This window comes from Magnetococcales bacterium, assembly GCA_015231925.1.
Classification (GTDB): domain Bacteria; phylum Pseudomonadota; class Magnetococcia; order Magnetococcales; family JADGAQ01; genus JADGAQ01.
Genome location: JADGAQ010000299.1, coordinates 1 through 3,367 on the forward strand (window position 1 = coordinate 1; position 3,367 = coordinate 3,367).

Annotated in this window: 4 protein-coding genes; 2 read left to right on the forward strand and 2 right to left on the reverse strand. The window is 61.4% G+C overall.

The window, feature by feature from the left end; translation table 11 throughout:
- Positions 1-70 precede the first annotated feature (70 nt).
- Positions 71-2,101, reverse strand: coding sequence for an NAD-dependent DNA ligase LigA (gene ligA, locus HQL56_19020; GenBank protein MBF0311609.1), 2,031 nt, complete (start codon positions 2,099-2,101; stop codon positions 71-73).
- Between the two features lie 57 nt (positions 2,102-2,158).
- Here ligA and HQL56_19025 point away from each other — a divergent pair, with 57 nt between their 5' ends.
- Positions 2,159-2,452 carry a hypothetical protein gene (locus HQL56_19025; GenBank protein MBF0311610.1) on the forward strand — a complete coding sequence of 98 codons (294 nt, stop codon included), beginning with the start codon at positions 2,159-2,161 and terminating at the stop codon, positions 2,450-2,452.
- Positions 2,449-2,805, forward strand: a complete 357-nt coding sequence (locus HQL56_19030; GenBank protein ID MBF0311611.1) for a hypothetical protein — start codon at positions 2,449-2,451, stop codon at positions 2,803-2,805. Before HQL56_19025 ends, HQL56_19030 begins: the two co-directional genes overlap by 4 nt.
- Positions 2,806-2,883: 78 nt before the next feature.
- On the opposite strand, the gene HQL56_19035 is transcribed toward HQL56_19030, so the two are convergent.
- Positions 2,884-3,354 carry a DegT/DnrJ/EryC1/StrS aminotransferase family protein gene (locus tag HQL56_19035; GenBank protein ID MBF0311612.1) on the reverse strand — a complete coding sequence of 157 codons (471 nt, stop codon included), beginning with the start codon at positions 3,352-3,354 and terminating at the stop codon, positions 2,884-2,886.
- Positions 3,355-3,367 lie beyond the last annotated feature (13 nt).

A 3,367-nucleotide genomic window follows, 5' to 3' on the forward strand; every position in this document is an offset into this window, starting at 1 on the left:
AAGAAAGTCAAAAGACAGAACATTTTCTTTTTTTGATACTTAAAAGATTAAAATATTGAAAGACAAATGATTAACCCTCTGTCTCCCACTCCCGCAGCCGCTGCAGAAAATCCGCCTCCTGCAACACCTCCACCTCCAACTCCCTGGCCTTTTGCAGCTTGGAGCCCGGCTCCACCCCCGCCACCACGAAACCCGTGCGTTTGGAAACACTCCCGGAGACCTTGGCCCCCAAACCCTCCAGGCGACGTTGCGCCTCCTGCCGTCCCATGGCCGCCAGGGTGCCGGTCAACACCACCGTCACCCCCGCCAAAGGCCGTCCGCCCTCCCGCGTCGCTTCCGGCCCCCGAGGCCTCACCCCGAGGGCAAGCAACTCAGCGATCACCTCGCGCTGCCGCGCCTCCCCGAAAAAGGCCACCAGGCGGGCCGCCACCTTGACGCCGACTTCCGCCACCCCTTCCAACTCCCGGCCATCCGCCGCCATGACCGCTTCCAGCGTGCCGAAATGCAGCGCCAACTGCCGCGCCGTGGCCTCCCCCACATCCCGAATGCCCAATGCGAAGAGAAATCGCTCCAGGGCAATGGTTTTGCTGCGCTCCAGCGCCTCCAGCAGATTGCCCGCCGACTTCTCCCCGAAACGCTCCAAGCCTACCAAATCCGCCGCCTGCAGGCGATAGAGGTCAGCGACGGAATGCACCAACCCCTCCCGCAACAGCAGATCGACCAGCTTTTCGCCCAGACCTTCGATGTCCATGGCCCGCCGTGAGGCGAAATGGCGGATCGACTCCCGCAACTGATCCGGACAGGTCGTACCCGCCGGACAACGCAGGGCCACCTCCTCCTCTTCCTGCACCACCGGCGTGCCGCAGGTCGGGCAACGGGTCGGACGAACCACCGCCTCGCCCCGCACCACCCCCTCCTCCGGAAGCACCTGTTTGACCGCCGGGATCACATCTCCGGCCCGCATCACCACCACCCGGTCCCCCACCCGCACATCCTTGCTGGCCAGATCGGCGAAATTGTGCAGCGTGGCCCGCGCCACCGTCACCCCGCCCAGCGAGACCGGCTCCAGATTGGCCACCGGGGTCAACACCCCGGTGCGTCCCACCTGCACCGCGATATCCACCACCCGGGTCACCGCCTCCCGTGGCGGAAACTTGCAGGCCACCGCCCAGCGGGGCGCCCGGTCCCGGAAGCCCAGCCGCTTGCGATAGTCGAACACATCGACCTTGCACACCACCCCGTCGACTTCATAGGGCAGTTGCTCCCGCTCCGCCATCAGACGCCGGTGGAAGTCGAGACAGCCTTCGATGCCCTCCACCCGTTGGCTTTCGGGACACACCGGAACACCCCATCGGCGCAGAGCCTGCAAAAAGTCCCAGTGGCTATCGGGAGGCGAAGCGGCGCCCCGCAACTCCCCCAAACCGTGCGCGTAAAAACTCAAAGGACGGCTGGCCGTCACACGCGGATCCAACTGCCGGATGCTGCCCGCTGCGGCGTTGCGGGGATTGGCCAGGCGCTTTTCGCCCCGTTCTTCCAGCAGGCGGTTGCAGGCCTCGAAATCCGCCAACCGCATGAAGACCTCGCCCCGCACCTCCAGCCACTCGGGAATCCCTTCACCCCGCAGACGCAGGGGAATTGAGCGAATGGTGCGAATCTGCGCGGTGACATCCTCTCCCGTCTGCCCGTCGCCACGGGTGGCCGCCCGCACCAGCTCCCCCGCCCGATAGTGCAGCGCCACGGCCAACCCGTCCAGCTTGGGCTCCATGACGTAGTCCACCTCCCCCGCGAACAGCCCCCCCAAGCCCTTGCACACATCCGCGTGAAACTTGCGCAGATCCTCCTGGTTGTCCAGGGAGAGCATGGGCACGGTATGGGTAACCGGGGCAAAAGCCGCCAGCGGCGCTCCCCCCACCCGCCGGGTGGGCGAATCCGCCGTCACCAGTTGGGGGTGGGCGAACTCCAGATCCTGCAACTCCCGATAGAGCCGGTCGTACTCCGCATCCGGCACCAGCGGCTCGTCCAGAACATGGTAGTGGTGGTTGTATAGATCAAGGGTCTGTCGCAGTTCAAGGATGCGGGTACGGGGATCGTGTGATGGCATGTTTTCACAAAGGGGTTCGAGTTTGCGTCTTCATCCGCCGATGGTATAGAGTACTCCATGGCCAAGGCAAGACGGATCGTCCACAGCAAGTTTATCTATCACGACGGCGCCATACGGGAAATGGTACTCTGGCAGTTGCCTGCTGTTTCGCCCGAGCGGCCACACGGACTCAAATATCGGCTGTATTACGGTCTGCCGGATGGAACATGCCTGATTCGGTACGATAACGAAACCGGGAAGGGAGACCACCGACACAGAATGGCGCAGGAGGAACCCTATCACTTCCAAAACGTGGAAAGCCTGGTACATGATTTTCTCGCCGATATCGAAACCTGCAGGAGAAAGAGATGAACCGCACAGCCTTTATCGCCGTAAAAGATCCTCAGGAATCCGCACAAGAATTCATTGAGGCTTGGCACACCGCCGAGAAAGGCCAGGTTCCTGAAAAATCCCGCTCAAAATTGTATTTCGAAGATATGGAAACCTTGCTACGCACCTTGTCGCCGAAAAGACTCTTATTACTCAAAAAGCTCCATCATGAAGGGGCTTCCAGTATCCGCTCCCTGGCCAAGAAGGCAAACAGGGACTACAAAAATGTGTATAACGATGTCAAAGCCTTAGGCAAGGCTGGTCTGGTTCTGAAGGAAGTAAATGGTCGTTTCTCCGCACCCTGGTCCGCCATTGTGACAAAATTCGATCTGTAATTTGATAATGATAAACAACAAAGTCAAAATATAGAATATTTTCTTTTTATTGCCACGTTAAAGACAAAATATTAAAAGTCAAAAGATATCCCCGTTTGCCTGTGGGTGCTTCGCAATGCCCTCGACAGAATACCGTTGCAGCCAGCGATGCACCCGATTGATGACCCGTTTGACCTCGGCATCGCCCAGGGCGGCGTGCAGGGGCAGGGCCAGGCTGGTTTCCAGAAAACGGCTCAGACCGGGGCGGGGCGTCAGCGGATCGCTGCGAAACCACATGGGCGAGGCGCAGGCAATGCCGCCCGCCCGCAGGAAATCCCGCATGGCATCCCGCGACACCCGGTCGGGCAGGCCCACCACATAGCCTTCCCAGCTTCTCTCCCCACCCGGCGGCAAGCGCAACACGCCCCGGTGTCGCATCGCCCCGTAACGCCGCGCCACCGCCTCCCGCCGGGTCAACACTTCCGGCAGGCGTTGCAACTGCCCGGCTCCCAGAGCCAGGGCCGCCGCCCCCGGAAGTTGGCTGCGACAGGCCCGCAAGGCTCGTGACAAGGCGTGGTCCCGC

Bases quoted from the DNA above. Each gene is read 5' to 3' on its own strand.
- ligA (MBF0311609.1), bottom strand. From the start codon at position 2,101: ATGCCATCACACGATCCCCGTACCCGCATCCTTGAACTGCGACAGACC.
- HQL56_19030 (MBF0311611.1), top strand. From the start codon at position 2,449: ATGAACCGCACAGCCTTTATCGCCGTAAAAGATCCTCAGGAATCCGCA.
- HQL56_19025 (MBF0311610.1), top strand. From the start codon at position 2,159: ATGGCCAAGGCAAGACGGATCGTCCACAGCAAGTTTATCTATCACGAC.